Consider the following 17669-nt stretch of genomic DNA (forward strand, 5'->3'; position numbering starts at 1 on the left):
GTTCTTATTAAGCTGTAAATTAATTATGAATTAATCCAATTTTCACTTTATTATCATCATTTCCTTTTAGATTTAGAGAAAAAATTATATCGTACTTCTCTTCTTTTACATCATTAATACAATCAGTAAGTTTATTTACATCCTCTAGACTTATTTTTCCTTCAATAAACATAAGGCTTTTCTTGTTTAAAAATTCATTACCTATAGATTTCATACTGCCGATTATATTTTTTGCTACATCATAGTAATCATCATTTGGTTTAAATTCCACATAAGAGTAACCTATACCCTTTTCGTTTGCTATCACTTCTTTTAAATCTGTTCTATCTAAGTACAGTAGAGTTAAATCAGAAATCGATTCTACAATCAAATTCATCATGTTAGTAAACTCACTAAGTTCTTCAGCATGTAATCTAAACTCTCTATTTACACCCATCTCTTCTTTTTTATCATTAGATGAAGTGTTTATTCCTATCGATAAAACTCTTCTCTCTGTAGACATATAAGATATTGCTTTTACAATATCACTAGTCCTTTTATCTTCTGATGAGTAGATTAAAAACAGCATTTCAATACCATCGAAAATACTTCTAATATAATCTTTGTCTACATCTTGATTTATTTCAATCTTATCAATATCCATATTTCCTATAATATCTTCTTCTATATGTTTTAAGTTATTTATTCCTTCATCACCTATAGCTATAATCTTAGCGCTCTTTACTATTTCTTCCATTTAAATGCTCCTAACTGTTGTATATTTTTTACATTTATAATCCTCTATAATTAAATTTTACAATATATTTTCTAATTTTTAAAATTTATATTTAAATTATATATATTTTTTACAAACAAGGATATATGAAATATTATCTCATATATCCTTCAAAAATACATATTTTATTTACTTTTATTAATTAAAAGCGTTTTTTACTAAAACACCATATTTACCTTCAACCGCTTTAAAAAGTGGTATACCTGCTATAGTAATAACAACAAACTCTCCAATTCCAACTTGCGCCATTGATAAGATTAAAGGCAATCCCACAAACTTGTTCAACATCCAACCTATTATAAGAGCGTTGACTAATGCTGGCAACAGAGATGCTATTATAAGTGACATCGTACTTTTTCCCATTTGTTTGCCTGTCTGATATACTAAACATGCACTTATAAATGTTGCAAGTGTACCAAATATCGTATCTGGTATACCGTAAACTCCTAATATATTTGCCAAAAAACATCCCAAAGTAAGTCCTGGTATGTAGTCTTTGTCTACAAACGCCAAAAGTATCATAATTTCAGCAACTCTGAACTGGATATTTGAGTAACTCATAAATCCAAGAGAGATTGTAAGAACTGCGTATACTGCTGCTATTAAAGCTGTAACAGCAATTTTTTTTGTATTTCCTTTCATTTTTTTCCTCCTAATATTTTTTAAATATTAAGCCTAGAGTACGTAAATATAATTGTAATCAAAATAAAACCGCAGAGAAATTCTACGGTTTTTTGACACAAAATAATACATCTATATAATAAATGTATATCATTCACCGTAGTTTTATTTAGAGACAGGAGGCTCACGAACTGTCTTATTAATTTCAATATACATTATATACTATTTTTCAATAAATTACACCTATTAATTTTTACAAGTTATATTCTAACTGCAGTCCTAACCCTTGTTCCCCTAAATTAGAAAAAGATAACTCTATCAGGTACTAAGGAAAACATATCAAATATAAAAAAGCATCAAAACTTAACTATAGTTAAGTTTTGATGCGGTTATTAATTAATATTTATTATACTTTTTAGCTCTTTTAAGCTTAAAACGCTATAAGGCTCTTCAATATCTTCTCTACATTTATCAATTCTTTTTTTGTAAATCTCTACCATTGGAGTCTTTGAATCCATTTTAAATCCTTCTTCTCTGATTATATCTTTATATAGCTCTAAATCCTCAATGATAAATTTAGCATAAGTGTAGTAATTTATTTCTTCAAGTATGTCAAACCCTCTAAATACAATATCGTATTTATTTATTCTAGTTTTGTCTATTCGACTTAAATCATTATAAGACCTGATAAGCATTCTATACATTTCAAATACATCAAATATAAACTTTGATACATCTTCTTCAGTGCCTTTACTGTTGATATTTTCTATTAAATCGATATAATTGTATTTAAAACCTTTTCTTATGATTTCCTGATACTCCAAGTAAGTTTTAACATTATCTTTATCTAAATGTTTAAGTATCTCGTATTGATTAAATAAAAATAATCTTTCCTTTGAACTAAGTTCCATAGTATCCCCTCCTAATCGATAATATTAGAAGTACATACAAGCTTTTAATGATTAAAGAAAACGCATAAATTTAATTTAAACTATGTTTGTCTTCTTACTATTATTATACTCTAAAAAATCACCTTTTGACTACAATTTAACAAATAAATATTATTTTCTAATACCTTCAAATACCATCTTTATATGTATATCAAATAATATATCTGCTTCTTCTACAGATATATTATCAGCCTGCTTATATTTAAGTTGAATCCTAAAAATGAACTCCATATTGTAAATGTTTCTATCAATATCTTCAATGTTTAATTCTCCTGTATTTTTTTGCTTAATTTTCTCATAGATAATGCCTCAAAGTCTTTAGAAAGAGCTAATTCTAATGCGACATCTATTATATCTTTTTTAACCTTTTCACTTCTTTGCTTTTGATTTTCTTTAGGTATAGACTTACCTCTATTTCATTATTCTCACCTTAATGAATATAATTATGTTAGTCTAATTTTGCATAAAAACAAGACCCCTCTATGCTTTAACATCATAAAAGAGCCTTATCTTTTTCTTATTTATATATTTAATTATTTGCTTGATTATTTATTTAATTTCATAAATACTTTTTCTGGAGTTATAGGTAGGTTATTAATTCTTACACCTACAGCATTGAATACTGAATCTTGTATTGCAGCAAGAGGAGTGTTTATTACTACTTCACCTATTGATTTAGCCCCAAATGGACCTGTTGGTTCATAAGTCTCAACGAATTCAACTTTTATATTGCCAACGTCTTCTCTTGAAGGTATCTTGTACTGCATAAACGTGTTTGTATCCATATATCCATTATCAGTGTGTCTAACTTCCTCAAACATCGCCATACCTATACCTTGTACAATACCACCCTCAACTTGAATCTTTGCAAGGTTTTCATTGATAACTGTACCACAATCAGCTATTGCAACATAATTGATTAAATCAACTTTTCCAGTCTCTTTATCGACTTCTGTCTCTGCAAATCCAGCTATAAACGGAGGAGGAGAAACACTACTTCCATATGAAGCAAATCCTATAAGTTGTTCCCATCTATTTCCTATTGTAGTGTTTACAGATATATCAAACACTGATATTTCTTTACTGTGTTCTACTGAGAACACCTTATTTCCATCAAATTCTAAATTTTCTATGTCTATTTCTAATTGATTTGAAGCAGACTCTATAATTTTATCTCTAAGATCTTCAGCTGCTTTAACAACTGCCATTCCTGTAACATAAGTAGTACTTGATGCGTAAGAACCTGGATCATATGGTACCATATCTGTATCAGATGCTATAACAGTTATTCTATCCATATCTGTTAAAAGAACCTCAGCTACCATCTGTGCAAGAACAGTATCACTACCGGTTCCCATATCTGTCGATCCTACCATAAGTACGTAGCTTCCATAATCATCAAGTCTTACTTCAACAGATGATTTATCTAAATTAGGTATACCTGATCCCTGCATAGTAAGGGACATACCTACTGATCTAACTTTTCCATTTCCAAGATCCATAGATGGATATTTATCATCCCAACCGATTAATTCTTTACCTCTATTTATACATCTCTCTAAATCAGCACTTTGTACATGTTTTCCATATGCAAATGTAGTCTCACCTTCAGCTACAACATTTTTCATTCTAAGTTCTGTAGGATCTATATTTAATCTGTCTGCAAGCATGTTTACTGTAGACTCGACAGCAAAGTTACCTTGAGTAGCTCCATACCCTCTCAGAGCTCCACCTGGCATTTTATTAGTATAAACAACATCACCAGCAAATCTAGCCGCTTCTAGTTTATTGTAAAGAGGTAATGTCTTTTCACCTATTAAACCGAAAGTAGTCGAAGCGTGTTCACCATAAGCTCCTGTATCTGAAAGTCCCTCTATATCTATTGCTCTTATTATTCCATCTTTATTTGAACCAATCTTAACTTTAATTCTTGTTGCATGTCTGCTAGTAGTTGAATTAAAAGTCTCTGTTCTATCGTAAATTATCTTAGCAGGCTTTCCAGTTTTTAATGTAACTATTGCAGAAAATATCTCAGTACATGCAGTCTGCTTTCCACCAAAACCTCCACCTATTCTAGGCTTTATTACCCTGATTTTGCTCGCAGGTATATTTAAAGCTCTCGATAAATGTCTTCTTACATGGAAAGGTATTTGAGTAGAACTTATCACTACTAATCTTCCCGCATGATCTAAATAGTTGTACGATCTGTATGTCTCCATCATAGCGTGAGCTTGAGCTTGAGTGTAGTAAGTTTCTTCTACGACTATATCGCAATCGTCTAAAACTTTTACTACATCTCCTTTAGCGTACTCCTGCTTAGAAGCTATATTTTTCTTTGAATCAAATCCTATATCAAAGTTACACTTTACTTCTTCTTCGTGAACTGTTACGTTGCTTTCTATAGCTTTTTCGAAATCTATAATTGCCTCTAACACTTCATAATCAACTTTTATCATATTCATTGCTTTAATCGCAGTTTTTTCATCTACAGCCGCAACTATCGCTACTTCATCGCCTACATATCTAACAACATCTTCAAGTATAAGTCTGTCGTATGGAGACGGTTCTGGATAAGTTTGACCAGCAAGAGTAAATCTTGTATCTGGTACATCTTTGTGCGTAAGTATACACTCCACACCTTCTAGCTTTTCAGCTCTACTTGTGTCAATATTTTTTATTTTGGCGTAAGCATGAGGACTTCTAAGAATTTTAACTACAAGTGCATCTTTAGAAGCTAAGTCGTCTGTATATACAGCTTTCCCTGTAGTTATTGACATTGCATCAATTTTTCTGATTCCTTTTCCGACTATTCTCATATTACTCACCCCCTAGATAAGTTTTTATTGCTCTAAGCTGACCCATATATCCTGTACATCTACATAGGTTGCCTGTTAAATAATGTTTTATTTCTTCATCAGTTGGATTTTGAAGTTCATTCTTCATTGCTATAACCGTAAGTATAAACCCTGGAGAACAGAATCCACACTGCTCGGCACCTTGACTTGCAAGTATATCCGCAAATTTAGCCACTTCTTCTTCCATACCTTCTATAGTAACTATCTCACTACCAACAGCTCTAACTGTAAGCATTGCACAAGATAGGACTGGTTTTTTATTAATTAAAACTGAACATAGTCCACAGTTTCCTGTATTACAACCTCTTTTTACGCTTAAATTTCCAAGGTTTCTAAGTGTATCAACTAAGCATTCATCTGGTTTTATATCTATCTTTTTTATTTTTCCATTTATCTTTAATTCTACAAACATTAAATAACCTCCGTAATAGCTCTTTTTACAAGAACCTTGCTAATAGCTTCTCTATACTCTTTAGTTCCTCTCATATTAGTTCCGAAACTAACATCTTCAGTTATCAAATCAAGAGCTTTATCTATATTTGCATCATTTAGCTCATTTCTTGATAAATAGTCACTAGCTAGTCTTGCAACAACGGCTCTCTGAGGTCTAGCTCCTATACATATCTTAAATCCACCTTTATCATTAGATACAGACACATTTAATATTGGATAGTCGCTTTTAGCATTTCTAAGAGATTTATATGCAGCTTTCTTATCTGCCTTTTTTATGTATATCTTTGTAAGTAAATCTTTTTCACATTCTTTAACTAAAAAATCATCTAATTTCATTCTTCCTGCATTAAATAGTTCTACCTCAGTGTCAAGAGATAGCAGCGCAACTATTAAATCAGAAAATCCATATTTTGAGAAGACTGTGCCTCCTACTGTTACAACATTTCTAAATTGTACACCAATAATATCCCTTAGTGAATCACTTATTATCTCTCCAAATGACTCTTTTAATATAGTACTAGTTTCTAATGTTCTTAAAGTCGTCATAGCCCCTATTTCCACGTAGTTATCAACTTCTTTAATATAGTCTAAATTTAATTTAGATAGTTCTACTCCTGTCCCTATTCTCTTTTTTCCCATTCTCAAGAAAGCACTTCCACCTATAACTTGATTGTTCTTTCTCTTTGTCAGTATAGAATAGGCTTCTTGTTCAGTGGTAGGCTGCTCTATATCCATAACAGTAAACACACCATCATCCTCCTAAAGTCTCTAAGTTTAATATAAAAAGTATTACAAAACAAAGTTTTTTCCAAATTATCGCCATAAAATATAAAAAACCCTTATACCACATGTCATATAAAACTTTAATGTTCGTATATGATATTTACAAGGGAATCTTACAAATAGTGTTGATATTCAATTTTTGATGATTTTATTTGTTTCTACAAAATTCTTTCTACTTATACATTATAACAAATTTATAGTATTTATCAAACATAAAATCTATTATATATCATTAAGATGGTAAATTTCTTTTCTTGTTCTTTACTCTATCTCCCAATATATCTCCAATCTTTTTGACATCAGTTAATTCTTTAGAAATTTCAAATTTATCTTTATCAATTTTTTTCGATTTTTTTATTTCTTTAATAGTTCTATTTTCTATATTCATATACACTTCTCCAGTAAATTATTTTTGTATTTACTTTTATTATTGTATATATTCCTATAAATATTCATATCTCATATTTATATTAAAGTTCGTGTATTGATGATTCTAAGTTTTTTAAAAATCAGTATAGATAACATAAATATAAGTTATCTTTAATCTATTTTAAGCAATAAAATAATTAAAATATAACCGGTTTTTATTGCTTTTGAAAGATGAACTCATTAATAAGACTTCCTTCTCTATTACAATGATCTAAAAATTTCCGATCCTTTAACTTTAAGCCATTTCCAAATAACTAAATCTATAAAAACTGTTATCAAAACAGCCAATAGTATGAATAAGTCTACATTATTAAAATTAGTAAGTGTACCTACAATGAAAAATACGCCTAAGTATATAGCAATTGCTATCCAAGTAAAAAACATACTAGCACTTCTCTTAACTACTGCGACTTCATTTTTCCAATTTAGATTTGGGAACATAAGATTTGCTACCAATCCAATTATAGCTACTAAAAATGCAAAAGCTATAATGCCTATAATTGAAATAATGCTAAAAACTAAATCAAATTTAAAATAAGCTGATAAGAGTATAAAGCTAAATACAGTGATAGGTGTATTCAGTATTGTATTCATATATATTTTACTCTTAAATATATCTTTTTCTTCTATAGGGCTAGATTTTAGTATCCAGAGATTTTTTCCTTCTAAAGATATCGAACAGTATGTTGTACATGTTAATAACAAAATAAGAAGTATAAAAATTAGTATTTGCAGTTGTATTATATTCATAATAATTTCAACATCTAAAAAATCTCCAACTTTATCAACTCCAAATAAAATCAATGCTGCTGAAGCTACAACTAGCATGACAAGACTAAAAGATGTATTTACTATATAACTGTAAATACCAAAATATCTTCTAAACTCTCTATTTACCAAAGCTCTTATCAATGAATATGATTTGATTTTTCCTACACTGTAAGTTGAAGCGCTACCAATTCCCTTCATTCTAGAATTGATTTTTCTAAATCCTTTTGAAAAAATCAATATAAAAATAGCAAAAGGAACTAAAGAGTACAAAGAAAATATTATAAGCGATATAATGTTACAATTTTTCAGTGCATCAACAAAATAGAAATTCGGCGGGTACACCGTTTCAATTGTTCTGATAATAGATGACCCATTTTCAATAAAATATGTTGATGAAGACTGAATTTTCATCATAAGAATCATATAACCTATAAGTAAAACCATACTTCCAAATATTAAAATAAGGTTTTTATACTTGATCTTTGATGATATACCTCCAAGTATATAAGATATAATAGCAGATATTGTAATTGGCAATAGCGGAGTAGTTAAAAAAAGTAAAAAAAGAACTAATCCAAATAAAGGATAGCTGCCTAGCTGTACATGGTAAGCTATAGAAGGAATAACCATTATAAAAAACGAAAAAAAGTAATTTGTATACAACATCCCAACTATCTTACTTACAAGTATCGTAGAATCTTTTATAGGTAAGCTAGTAAGTATATCAAAATCTCTTAAATGAAATAAATACGATGGAGCTTTATAAATCGAAGTAAAAAACGTAATTAGAATTGATAGAAAAAATCCTCCTAACAACACAATCTCCGGTCCAAAGTTCTGATTATTATATTCAATCAATAATGTTATAATCCCTGAAGATATATTATAAAAAAAATAACCTATAAATCCTAAAATTATTGTACAAATAATAGCAAATGCTATCATTTTTTTGTTATCTTTGCTCTTATTTGACTTTAGATTATTTATTTTCAATAAATTTATTAAGTCTATCTTTAATAGCAAACCCAGATTCCCCAAATTAAACCACTCCATTTCATACGCGAATATACAAACAGAGAAAATTACTTCAATCTATTTGTTATATATAATATATAACAAAGCCCATTTAAATTCAACTATTTTAATTGATTTTTTAATAATATAGATAATAAAATTCTAAATATTTTGCATCTGATTCATCCCTTATAAGTTTTTTAGATAAATTAGACTATACTCTATTACGATGCATCAATGCCAAATATATTTAATTGATTTTTATCAAATTTGTTAAATGGTTATATTACACAATAAAACAATCATAGATTTAATAAGAATATTATTTTTTAAATATTAACTAATGTAAAAATGTATTACTTTATTAACGATACGGGGGTAATTAAATTGATTTTAAAGTTAGATACCGCTCAAACACTAATGGTTGCTATAATTTTTTTTGTGATTGGGAATTTTTTAAGAAACAAAATAAAATTTTTAAATAACCTCTGTATTCCTTCTCCAATTATAGGGGGAATTTTATTTTCACTTCTGAATTTAATACTTCAACAGCTGGGATTAATTAAAATTATTATTAGCGCACATTATACTACTATGTTTATATATCTATTTTTCACCACTATAGGTCTAGGCATAAGTACTAAACTCATTAAAAACGGAGGTAATCTTCTATTCAGATACTGGGTCTTATGTGCTTTTCTGGCATTCTCTCAAAACATACTGGTTTTAGCTCTCTCCAAATTCCTGAATATAGATCCGCTTCTAAGTCTGATGTGTGGGAGTATTTCAATGGAAGGGGGACACGGATACGCAGCTGCCTTTGGTCAGACAATAGAAAGCTTTGGAGTTGAAAATGCGATAAGTTTTGGAGTTACTGCCGCCACTTTAGGATTGATATTTGGAGGTATTTTAGGTGGACCAGTTGGCAAGTTGTTAATAGAAAGACATAATTTAAAACCTAATGTTGATTTAAATACAAATAGACGTTCATCAAATAAAAATAAATCAACTGTAAAAAAAGATATTTCCTTCAATTTAAACCCTTTAGTTTTTATGGAACATCTTATGATAATACTTCTGTGTATAAATACAGGCGATCTAATAAGCAAATTAGCATTTAAACTAAATGGATTTGTTTTACCTATAGTTGTTACATGTATGTTTATTGCTGTAATTTTTAGAAATGTAAATGATAGAGTTAAATATTTTAAAATCGACTTTAATATTATAACTTTTATTGGAGATATTTCACTAGGGCTTTTTTTGACTATCTCTTTAATGAATATAGACCTGTATAAGCTTTCTTCACTGCTTCCACTTATACTGTTTATGGTCATCTGTCAGGTAATTTTTATAATCGTATATGGGGTCTTTATATGTTTTAAGGTTCTTGGAAAAACATTTGATGCTGCAGTAATAATAAGTGGGCTTATAGGCCATGGAATCGGTGCTACTCCAAATGCTATGTCTAATATGGTTACACTCACAGATAAATACGGTCCGTCTCCAAAGGCTTTGCTAGTTGTTCCCATGGTAAGTTCTTTTCTTTTAGACATTGTGAGCGTACCATGTATATTGTTCTTTATAAACATTTTTAGCTAGGACTTAATTTTACATAATAAATTTTAAATTTTATATAAAATGACCTTTACTGATAAGTGTTTATAGCAGTAAAGGTCTATTTTTTACTTTCATAATATATTAATCAGTATCGTATTTTAAAAATCGAAATTATTATTCTAAGACTTACTATTAATTCGATTCTTTATTCTCTGTACGATGTATGTGTATATAGACAAGATAGGCAATTCAATTAATGGTCCAATAACTAATGCCAAGGATATAACCGGACGATCTGGAAAAGTGACGGTAGCAATGGCAAGAGATATCGGCGAATTTCTTGCAGAAGTAGTAAATAACAATGAAATCCTATCACTATAAGGCATTTTTAAGCATTTCCCTATAAAAAGTGCTAATACAAAACTTATAACGAAAAATAAAATAAGCGGTATTAACATCATTAAAAATAACGGAGGATTATCTACCAATAATTCACCTTGTGATGCAAACATAGCCACCACTGCTAAGCATAATACAGTAATTTGTACATTATCCTCATTTTCTTTAAACATGCCGTAAATGCTCGCACCTTTAGTGGATTTGCTAAGTATCCGCTTCATTATTGTCGCAACAGTTAAAGGAATTACCAAAACGATAATAATGCTATATATTATTTGCATAATGTCAAAAGATATTGTACTACAATTAAAAAATATAAGTACACAGGAAGTAATAAAATTTGTAGAACCAAGTTTAAAGGGAGAATAGATGATGCTAAAGGTATATTCCCCTTTGATATTCCTGTAAAAATAAGATACCAATCAGTACATGGTGTTACAAGTAGCATTAATAAACCTATTTGTAAATCAACTTCATTTGAAAGAAAAACTTTGCCCAATATCAAAGCTATAATAGGCGTCCACATAAAGTTAATGATCAAGCTAGATATCGAAAATTTTATATTGCTAAATGAATTAGTTATATCTTTTATATCTATCCCTAAAAATATAAAAAATAACAAAAACATCAAGAGTAACTCAATAAAGTGTGCTGATACTGATGCAATAAAATGATTTTGTCCCAGAATGATACCTGTTATTCCAGCTATGATAATAAATACTGGTTGTAATTTGGATATTAAATTCATATATGTCCTTTCTAATAAACAGTGTATAAAATAAAATATACTGTTATTTATAAATGTAAAATATATTAAGGGTGCAGAACTTTATCTGCACCCTTATAAATTGAATTAATGACACCCATTAGCTTTGTCGCAGCCAGAACAACCGCAACTGCAACCAGGGCCTTTTTTTGATGATTTAAATGTATTGTATCCTGCAAATGCAATACAGATAAATACAATTGAAGCAATAACTATAGTAGCCATTTTTTCTCACCACTTTTCTATAATAAAACCTAATTTAACGACTTGCATGTGATGCAGCAGTTTTTACTTTTTCCTCTGGTATATAAGATTTTTTAAACAGAAGATAAATAAATGCTATTATTATTAAAATTGCCACTGCAGTTCCAAATCCAAACCCGTTACCAGTAAAGAACATACCTAATTGATATATAGTAAGTGAAACTATATATGCAAATCCTGTTTGGTAAGCAATTGCAAACCAAGTCCATTTTGCTGACATCATTTCTCTTCTAACTGCACCTATCGCAGCAAAACAAGGAGCGCACAGTAAGTTGAATACTAGGAAACTGTATGCTGCAAGTTGAGTATACTCTGCTCTTAATGTTGCCCAATACTCTAAACCGTCTTCAGCAACTTCGGCATATCCATAAAGTACTCCAAATGTTCCAACAACATTTTCTTTAGCAATTAATCCTGTTATTGAAGCAACTGCGGCCTTCCAATTCCCCCATCCTAATGGTGCAAATAGTGGAGCAATTAATTTTCCTAATGTAGCAAGCATCGATTCATTTGTTTCAACCATCTGCATAGACCAGTTGAATGTGCTTAAGAACCATATTAATACACTTGCAAGTAATATAATTGTTCCTGCTTTTTTAACGAATGCTTTCCCACGATCCCACATATGGATTAAAACACCTTTAGGAGCAGGCATATGGTATGGTGGAAGCTCTAAAACGAACGGTGCTGGGTTTCCAGCAAATAACTTTGTTTTCTTTAATATAATACCTGAAGTAATAATAGCTGCAATTCCAATAAAGTATGCAGAAGGGGCAACCCAAGCTGAACCAGGGAATAAAGCTCCTGCAATCAGTGCTATAATTGGAAGTTTAGCTCCACATGGTATAAATGTAGTGGTAATAATTGTCATTCGGCGATCACTTTCATTCTCAATGGTTCTAGATGCCATTATCCCAGGAACTCCACAACCAGTACCTATAAGTATAGGTATAAAAGATTTACCAGATAAACCGAATTTCTTGAAAACTCTATCCATAATAAATGCTATTCTAGCCATATAACCACAATCTTCTAAGATTGATAAACATAAGAATAAAGTAAGCATTTGTGGTAAGAATCCAAGAACAGCTCCAACCCCAGCAACAATACCATCAAGTATTAGTGAGTTTAACCACTCAGCTGTACCAACACTATCTAAGAAACTTCCTATAGCTGCTGGTATCATACTATCTCCAAATAAACTGTCATTTACCCAGTCTGTCATCCACGTACCAACTGTAGATATAGAAATATAATAAACAAGGAACATTATAGCTGCAAATATTGGCAGTGCAAGTATTCTATTCGTAACAACCTTATCGATCTTATCCGATACTGACTCTTTATTTCTATTTTTATGTTTAACGCATTTTTTAGTTATATCAGTTATATAAGTATAACGTGAATCTGTGATTATACTTTCGCTGTCATCATCTAAATCAGTTTCACACTGGTCGATTATACTTTCTATTTCACTTTTAGTGGACTCATCAAGTTTAATTTGTTTCATTATTTCACTATCGCGCTCAAATAATTTTATTGAGTACCAACGTATATTTTCGCCATCTAGGTTACTTTTGATTAAGTCTCCTATTTTTTCTAATGCTGTTTCAATTTGATCTGAAAAAATACCCTTTTGTCCAAAACTAGAGTTTCTTTTTGAAACCGATATAGCTCTTTCTACCACTTCTTTTGAACCAATGCCTTTGAGTGCCGAAGTTTCAATAACTTCACATCCAAGATGTTCACTTAATTTCTTTGTATCAATTGTATCTCCATTTTTTTTCAATATATCTATCATATTTAAGGCTATAACAACAGGTAAGCCTATTTCAATCAATTGTGTAGTTAAAAATAAGTTTCTTTCAATGTTAGTACTATCAACAATATTTATAATAGCATCTGGCTTATCATGAATTAAATAATTTCTTGATACAACTTCTTCTAGTGTATACGGTGATAATGAATAAATTCCCGGTAAATCTTGTATAATAATATCTTTCTGCCCTTTTAATTTTCCCTCTTTTTTCTCTACAGTTACACCTGGCCAGTTACCCACATATTGCGAGCTTCCAGTCAAGTCATTAAACATTGTCGTTTTTCCACAGTTGGGATTTCCAGCTAGTGCAATCTTCAATGACATCTAATCTCCTCCTTTAGTATGTTTTACTCAACTTCGATGATTTCTGCATCATCTTTACGCAGACTCAGTTCATAACCTCGTACATTTATTTCAATTGGATCCCCTAGAGGAGCAACTTTACGTACTAGTACCTCAGTACCCTTTGTTAAACCCATATTCATAATACGGCGCTTGATATCACTTTGTCCATGTATCTTAATTACACGTACAGTTTCGCCATTTGCAACATTCCTAAGTGTCTTCATAAACCCTCACCCCTTGTATTTATATCATAATTCGTTTTGCCATAGATTTATTTATTGCTATACGTGAACCTTTAACATTTAAGATTATTCCTCCAGCATTTTCTGCAACAACAGTAACTTCTGTTCCTACCGTAAATCCTAGATTTTCTAAATGATGTTTTATTTCATCTTTTCCTGTTATTTTCTTAACGGAAAAGGTCTCACCTGAACGTAACATTGTAAGCGGCATCATAAACTTTCACCATCCTTAGTGTTTAAATAATAACTATATGCTCACCAATTAAGGTACTAGCAATATTTAACTATTGTCATTATAACATCAATACTTAAAAAAAACAATAACGAAATTCATTCTCATGTATTAATATTTCTAATCTCTTTGGAACTCATTTTTTAATAAAAAATATAAATACTTCTTTGATAATAAATAGCTCCAGAAAATATATTTTGAAATATTCAATGTAAATAGTTTTAAATAAAAAAAGCCAAGAAATCCCCTTATTTTTAGAGGTTTTCTCGACATTCAAATTGATTATTCTATGTAGTATTATATATGTTAATTATTGATTTCATCAGTGTATTCTTCAATAGCATCTTCTGATTTATCGAGTGCTTTTCTAATACCAATATATCTTCTCAAAATGTTGCAAAGAGAAATGGGATGGAAGTTGTGGGTAAATTCACTAAGCACTACTACGGAATAGATATGCTACATTTGGATTTCCGAGCTACTAATCCCAATCTCTAAAAAATGATAGCAATAATTATAAAATAAAGGAGAAACTCTCAAAAGATAATATATTTTATCTTTTGAGAGTTTCTCCAAACTTTATTTTGTATTGATACTGATTACTGGTTGATCTACATAACTTTGAAGCGGAACATCTAAAGATAAATCGACGCTATTTAAATCTTCTACGTTAGTATTCTTAAGTATAAAGAAAAACGATCCTTCTTTTTTGTCTTTAGCTACATAATCTTCATCTAACTCTTCATCGATTAAATTTGCAAAATCTGCTTTATCTGTTTCACCGCCATCTGTCTTTGCAACTAAAGTAGATGAACTTGGATAGTAAGTCACTATTCTATCTGTTTTATTTTCAAATACTGCAAATAAAGTAACTACAGTAAATTCCTTATCCTTTTCAACCTCTAATTCTTTTGCTCTAACTTCGTCTGATACCTTTCCTTTAGAAACTTGTATATCTGTTATTTTATACTTTATACTGTCTACTTGACCAGATTGATTTAATTTCTCTTTATTGTATGTAGGTTTTATTTCTATACCGTATAAATCCTCAGTTTCTGATCTATTTTGATCATTGTCTTCTTTAGTAGTTTCACTTTTAGTATTTGCTTTTGCAATATTGTTTTTTTCACCAGTGGCTTCGTCATTTGAAGAGCACCCGACAAGGCCCAGTAGTGATACAGCAACAAATATTGCTATATATTTTCTCAATTTCATAATAATACCTCCTATAGCTTTTATTTAAAATAATATATTTTGACTAACTATATATAATATTAATTAAATATTATTATCAAATATCCTGTTAAACATAATCTTTTGACCCCACTCTAATGTACATTTAATTAATACTGTGAAACCACAAAGTCTTTACACTTCATACTGATATTCCATTCACATTTACTGCATATTTGATCAAAAAAATCACTATTTATATTCTTATATACCTTCTCTTCTAACTCTTTATATAAGTATACGCCCTCTTTTAAATCGAATATCTCTATTGTATTTTTATCTATGCTATTTATGTTTTCTTGGCTTCTACATTCTTCGCCTAAATTATTTGGACAGGTACAGCAAAGTGAATCTAATCCAAAAATAAGTTCGACTTGGGTATCTTTAGAAATATCGGGATTTTTGTTATAGATCATATTGTATAAATCGACATCTTTAATTACCTTTTTCATATTAATATTGAACTCTTCACTATATCCGTTGCCTTGATATGCTCTCATACACAAAATATGATGCGGTCTTATTTTTATCATATATTCTCCTTAATTATTTATTATGTAATTTGTCTAGTTAATATAATAAATTTCTCTAAGTTATTTATTTAAAAGTTAGTTGCTATTAATATTATACTTTAATTTTACAAAAAATAAAAAGCCCTAACATATTAAGGCTTTTGCATATTACTTACAGTACTTATTTTTAAAATTTTTTATTCTAATGCTCGTATACTTATTTTCCTTCAATCTCAGCCCTTACTTTTTTAGTAAGTTTAGAAAATACTAATTCATAAGATTCTTGAAGTAAATCCAATACTACGTTATTCTCTGGTGCATCATCATTCGCTAGCAAGATAGAGTTCCAATGTACTTTATTTGAATAATATCCAGGTATTATACCCTTATAAAAAGTTCTAAGCTCTTCATTTGCTTCAGGAAGCCCTTTTATATTTAAAATATCTCGACCTTCATTATCATGCCCTATAAAAGCGTACATTTTATCAGCTATTTTAAAAACATGTGCATCCCATTCTTCTTTAAATGTTATATTTGACCCTTTTAAAGAATTAGCTTTTTCAGTTATCCAATTGTATTTTTCTATCATATTTTAAATCCTTTCAAACATCTTTTTATTAATTCCAAATGTTTTTTATTATATCATTCAAGACATCTTTTGTACTATTATACCTCTCTAAATTATATCTGTATTGTAAAAATAAGATATAATTATGTTAATATAACTCTAAAATATCTATATTTTGTTTTAAAGTATCATCGATAACTGATTTCATTCTTTCTAAATGTGAAAACCAGTCTTCCCCATCTTCATCTTCACTCCATATTTCGTATATCTCATGTTGTTCATCTATTATTTCTAAACTCTTCAATATCATCAACAAACTGTCGTTATCAAGTATCAATATACTCGATTTATCTCTAAAAGTTATTCCAAACCCATCTTCTAGCTCTTTTTTGTAAATGGATACAATCTCAGCCAAAAGTATCGCTGCAATATCCCCTCTTTCTTCGTATTCAAAAGCATTGTCCCTTTCCAAGTTTTCAATCATATCTTTTAGCCTGAAATTTGAAAAATCCATATTCTCTAAAAGTTGTCCCAACATATCTAATCCATCATCGCTAGAAATAGCGTATATATTTAATGATTCCATAATATCTTTATCTCCTCTGTTCATTGTTAATTATTATTTAGTATATTAAAATTCTTCAGTTACATCATTCCACGACTTTAAATCCGGAACTTTTTTATCTAAATAGCTGCAAAAAATTGTATATATCTCATTAAATTCATTCTCAGAAAATCCAAAACTCTTTCTGTAGTGTTTAAATTCATCATCTGAATTTGAGAAGTAGATTCTAGTCTCTACTTCTAGTTCTTCATTTTTTCTCGATGGTGCCATTTGTAAGTAACGGCTTTCCCCTATTGGCTCACTTGGCTGTAAAACTAAAAAATTTTCATCAAATGGTTTAAAATCGTATATATACATCTTTATTAGCTCTCTGTCTATTTTATTCTCTCTTCCATCACAATTCTCATACAGTGTTCTTAACATAAAGTAAAAATCTTCTTTTTCCATTTTTCTCTCCTCAAAATTTAAAGAATAATTTAAATAAAATTCTTAAAATTCACCTGTTGTATTTTA

20 protein-coding genes are annotated in these 17669 nt (G+C 29.6%); 1 reads left to right on the forward strand and 19 read right to left on the reverse strand.

Annotated elements, in window-relative coordinates:
• Positions 1-19: 19 nt before the first annotated feature.
• From J2Z43_RS02845 to J2Z43_RS02880, 8 genes are all read right to left on the reverse strand, one after another.
• On the reverse strand, positions 20-736 hold the full coding sequence (locus J2Z43_RS02845) for a cell division protein (RefSeq protein ID WP_209455758.1): 717 nt from the start codon (positions 734-736) through the stop codon (positions 20-22).
• A gap of 177 nt (positions 737-913) precedes the next feature.
• Positions 914-1417, reverse strand: coding sequence for a QueT transporter family protein (locus J2Z43_RS02850; RefSeq protein WP_209455759.1), 504 nt, complete (start codon positions 1415-1417; stop codon positions 914-916).
• Between the two features lie 371 nt (positions 1418-1788).
• A complete protein-coding gene (locus tag J2Z43_RS02855; RefSeq protein ID WP_209455760.1) occupies positions 1789-2307 on the reverse strand; it encodes a YfbU family protein in 519 nt (172 codons plus the stop codon).
• Positions 2308-2891: 584 nt separating this feature from the next.
• Complete coding sequence (locus J2Z43_RS02860) at positions 2892-5162, reverse strand: xanthine dehydrogenase family protein molybdopterin-binding subunit (protein ID WP_209455761.1); 2271 nt, start codon at positions 5160-5162, stop codon at positions 2892-2894.
• Position 5163: 1 nt separating this feature from the next.
• Complete coding sequence (locus J2Z43_RS02865; protein WP_209455762.1) at positions 5164-5613, reverse strand: (2Fe-2S)-binding protein; 450 nt, start codon at positions 5611-5613, stop codon at positions 5164-5166.
• Positions 5613-6401, reverse strand: coding sequence for an FAD binding domain-containing protein (locus J2Z43_RS02870; RefSeq protein WP_209455763.1), 789 nt, complete (start codon positions 6399-6401; stop codon positions 5613-5615). Before J2Z43_RS02870 ends, J2Z43_RS02865 begins: the two co-directional genes overlap by 1 nt.
• Before the next feature lie 268 nt (positions 6402-6669).
• On the reverse strand, positions 6670-6825 hold the full coding sequence (locus tag J2Z43_RS02875; protein WP_209455764.1) for a hypothetical protein: 156 nt from the start codon (positions 6823-6825) through the stop codon (positions 6670-6672).
• Between the two features lie 242 nt (positions 6826-7067).
• Positions 7068-8630, reverse strand: coding sequence for an ABC transporter permease (locus J2Z43_RS02880; RefSeq protein WP_209455765.1), 1563 nt, complete (start codon positions 8628-8630; stop codon positions 7068-7070).
• A gap of 372 nt (positions 8631-9002) precedes the next feature.
• Between J2Z43_RS02880 and J2Z43_RS02885 the strand changes: the two genes are divergently transcribed.
• Entirely contained in the window at positions 9003-10253 is a 1251-nt protein-coding gene (locus J2Z43_RS02885) for a sodium/glutamate symporter (protein WP_209455766.1), read from the forward strand.
• A gap of 137 nt (positions 10254-10390) precedes the next feature.
• Here J2Z43_RS02885 and J2Z43_RS02890 read toward each other — a convergent pair whose 3' ends face one another.
• The 11 genes from J2Z43_RS02890 to J2Z43_RS02940 form a co-directional block, all read right to left on the reverse strand.
• Positions 10391-10891 (reverse strand): arsenic resistance protein, encoded by a 501-nt coding sequence (locus tag J2Z43_RS02890; protein WP_234925946.1) that lies wholly within the window; start codon positions 10889-10891, stop codon positions 10391-10393.
• Positions 10882-11358, reverse strand: coding sequence for an arsenic resistance protein (locus tag J2Z43_RS15405; RefSeq protein WP_209455767.1), 477 nt, complete (start codon positions 11356-11358; stop codon positions 10882-10884). Before J2Z43_RS15405 ends, J2Z43_RS02890 begins: the two co-directional genes overlap by 10 nt.
• A 105-nt stretch (positions 11359-11463) precedes the next feature.
• Positions 11464-11601: a FeoB-associated Cys-rich membrane protein gene (locus J2Z43_RS02900; protein ID WP_081800306.1), complete on the reverse strand. Its 138-nt coding sequence runs from the start codon at positions 11599-11601 to the stop codon at positions 11464-11466.
• A 34-nt stretch (positions 11602-11635) separates the two neighbouring features.
• Positions 11636-13783: a ferrous iron transport protein B gene (gene feoB, locus J2Z43_RS02905; RefSeq protein ID WP_209455768.1), complete on the reverse strand. Its 2148-nt coding sequence runs from the start codon at positions 13781-13783 to the stop codon at positions 11636-11638.
• A 23-nt stretch (positions 13784-13806) separates the two neighbouring features.
• Positions 13807-14028 (reverse strand): FeoA family protein, encoded by a 222-nt coding sequence (locus J2Z43_RS02910; RefSeq protein WP_024620153.1) that lies wholly within the window; start codon positions 14026-14028, stop codon positions 13807-13809.
• A gap of 19 nt (positions 14029-14047) precedes the next feature.
• Positions 14048-14260 carry a FeoA family protein gene (locus J2Z43_RS02915; RefSeq protein ID WP_024620152.1) on the reverse strand — a complete coding sequence of 71 codons (213 nt, stop codon included), beginning with the start codon at positions 14258-14260 and terminating at the stop codon, positions 14048-14050.
• 597 nt (positions 14261-14857) lie between these two features.
• Positions 14858-15493, reverse strand: coding sequence for a hypothetical protein (locus tag J2Z43_RS02920; RefSeq protein ID WP_209455769.1), 636 nt, complete (start codon positions 15491-15493; stop codon positions 14858-14860).
• A 128-nt stretch (positions 15494-15621) separates the two neighbouring features.
• Entirely contained in the window at positions 15622-16044 is a 423-nt protein-coding gene (locus tag J2Z43_RS02925; RefSeq protein ID WP_209455770.1) for a DUF1284 domain-containing protein, read from the reverse strand.
• A 196-nt stretch (positions 16045-16240) separates the two neighbouring features.
• Positions 16241-16612: an MmcQ/YjbR family DNA-binding protein gene (locus J2Z43_RS02930; protein WP_209455771.1), complete on the reverse strand. Its 372-nt coding sequence runs from the start codon at positions 16610-16612 to the stop codon at positions 16241-16243.
• A gap of 127 nt (positions 16613-16739) precedes the next feature.
• The gene (locus tag J2Z43_RS02935; protein ID WP_209455772.1) at positions 16740-17177 is read right to left on the reverse strand and encodes a hypothetical protein; all 438 of its coding nucleotides are present in this window, start codon (positions 17175-17177) and stop codon (positions 16740-16742) included.
• A 45-nt stretch (positions 17178-17222) separates the two neighbouring features.
• On the reverse strand, positions 17223-17603 hold the full coding sequence (locus tag J2Z43_RS02940) for a hypothetical protein (protein WP_209455773.1): 381 nt from the start codon (positions 17601-17603) through the stop codon (positions 17223-17225).
• Between the last annotated feature and the right edge of the window lie 66 nt (positions 17604-17669).

Origin of the sequence: Metaclostridioides mangenotii, from assembly GCF_017873185.1 — a bacterium.
GTDB lineage: Bacteria > Bacillota > Clostridia > Peptostreptococcales > Peptostreptococcaceae > Metaclostridioides > Metaclostridioides mangenotii.

What these genes read in the sequence shown, in the direction of transcription:
- J2Z43_RS02940 (WP_209455773.1), bottom strand. Translation starts at nt 17,603, where the DNA reads ATGGAAAAAGAAGATTTTTACTTTATGTTAAGAACACTGTATGAGAAT.
- J2Z43_RS02885 (WP_209455766.1), top strand. Translation starts at nt 9,003, where the DNA reads ATGTATTACTTTATTAACGATACGGGGGTAATTAAATTGATTTTAAAG.
- feoB (WP_209455768.1), bottom strand. Translation starts at nt 13,783, where the DNA reads ATGTCATTGAAGATTGCACTAGCTGGAAATCCCAACTGTGGAAAAACG.
- J2Z43_RS02860 (WP_209455761.1), bottom strand. Translation starts at nt 5,162, where the DNA reads ATGAGAATAGTCGGAAAAGGAATCAGAAAAATTGATGCAATGTCAATA.
- J2Z43_RS02865 (WP_209455762.1), bottom strand. Translation starts at nt 5,613, where the DNA reads ATGTTTGTAGAATTAAAGATAAATGGAAAAATAAAAAAGATAGATATA.
- J2Z43_RS02925 (WP_209455770.1), bottom strand. Translation starts at nt 16,044, where the DNA reads ATGATAAAAATAAGACCGCATCATATTTTGTGTATGAGAGCATATCAA.
- J2Z43_RS02850 (WP_209455759.1), bottom strand. Translation starts at nt 1,417, where the DNA reads ATGAAAGGAAATACAAAAAAAATTGCTGTTACAGCTTTAATAGCAGCA.
- J2Z43_RS02910 (WP_024620153.1), bottom strand. Translation starts at nt 14,028, where the DNA reads ATGAAGACACTTAGGAATGTTGCAAATGGCGAAACTGTACGTGTAATT.
- J2Z43_RS02920 (WP_209455769.1), bottom strand. Translation starts at nt 15,493, where the DNA reads ATGAAATTGAGAAAATATATAGCAATATTTGTTGCTGTATCACTACTG.
- J2Z43_RS02915 (WP_024620152.1), bottom strand. Translation starts at nt 14,260, where the DNA reads ATGATGCCGCTTACAATGTTACGTTCAGGTGAGACCTTTTCCGTTAAG.
- J2Z43_RS15405 (WP_209455767.1), bottom strand. Translation starts at nt 11,358, where the DNA reads ATGAATTTAATATCCAAATTACAACCAGTATTTATTATCATAGCTGGA.
- J2Z43_RS02890 (WP_234925946.1), bottom strand. Translation starts at nt 10,891, where the DNA reads ATGCAAATAATATATAGCATTATTATCGTTTTGGTAATTCCTTTAACT.
- J2Z43_RS02855 (WP_209455760.1), bottom strand. Translation starts at nt 2,307, where the DNA reads ATGGAACTTAGTTCAAAGGAAAGATTATTTTTATTTAATCAATACGAG.
- J2Z43_RS02900 (WP_081800306.1), bottom strand. Translation starts at nt 11,601, where the DNA reads ATGGCTACTATAGTTATTGCTTCAATTGTATTTATCTGTATTGCATTT.
- J2Z43_RS02875 (WP_209455764.1), bottom strand. Translation starts at nt 6,825, where the DNA reads ATGAATATAGAAAATAGAACTATTAAAGAAATAAAAAAATCGAAAAAA.
- J2Z43_RS02930 (WP_209455771.1), bottom strand. Translation starts at nt 16,612, where the DNA reads ATGATAGAAAAATACAATTGGATAACTGAAAAAGCTAATTCTTTAAAA.
- J2Z43_RS02845 (WP_209455758.1), bottom strand. Translation starts at nt 736, where the DNA reads ATGGAAGAAATAGTAAAGAGCGCTAAGATTATAGCTATAGGTGATGAA.
- J2Z43_RS02935 (WP_209455772.1), bottom strand. Translation starts at nt 17,177, where the DNA reads ATGGAATCATTAAATATATACGCTATTTCTAGCGATGATGGATTAGAT.